Source organism: Hoylesella timonensis S9-PR14 (assembly GCF_000762405.1).
Taxonomy (GTDB): domain Bacteria; phylum Bacteroidota; class Bacteroidia; order Bacteroidales; family Bacteroidaceae; genus Prevotella; species Prevotella timonensis_A.
Map to the genome: position 1 here is coordinate 1 of NZ_JRPQ01000199.1, position 625 is coordinate 625.

The 625-nt window shown below is 42.2% G+C and carries 1 protein-coding gene; it reads left to right on the forward strand.

Annotation, left to right across the window (positions count from 1 at the left end):
- Positions 1-367 (forward strand): hypothetical protein (locus tag HMPREF9304_RS15040; RefSeq protein ID WP_036929326.1); only part of this gene is annotated, 367 nt, incomplete at its 5' end.
- Positions 368-625 lie beyond the last annotated feature (258 nt).

Consider the following 625-nt stretch of genomic DNA (forward strand, 5'->3'; position numbering starts at 1 on the left):
TGCGCTTACAGCGCGCCAGTATGCTGGAATATCCATACCCAGGGTGTTACCCTGGGCTATATTCCGATTGGGCTTTCAGCCCGTCTTTGCGGCGTGCAAACCAGTCATACCTAATTGTGAGGGCAGATTCACCATCGTGGTGCCACCGCTCGTTTATTTTGAAATGATGTATCTTGTTGTTGAAAACAGCACAAATGAAAATAACAACGAAAGCAACAGAAAACACGAAAATGTGCGTGTGATAAAAAGAAACCAAAGGAGCGCAGGCATTTTGGCGATAAAAGCGAAAAGAAATGAGGTGCAACCCCTATCCTACCCTTCATCAAAAGAGAGAGATTGTAACGATGCTTTTCGTCTTTTTAGATAGAACGGAATGTTTTTCCGTGAAATATTTTTTGCAATACTGTCTTTTTTTCTTATGCTTTTTCGTTATTAAAAAAATGATCGGTCATGATATTTCTCGGTTAGTACGCAAGAAGCCGCAATAGGATGAAAGTTCTGGACTTTGTGCAGCAGCCATGGTTACAAGCTAAGGAGTTGCGAAGCCAATACAGAATGATAGTCCAAGATATTATACAGCAATTGACGTTACGGGCAAAGGCGGGGCGAAGCCCCAAAAGGAATA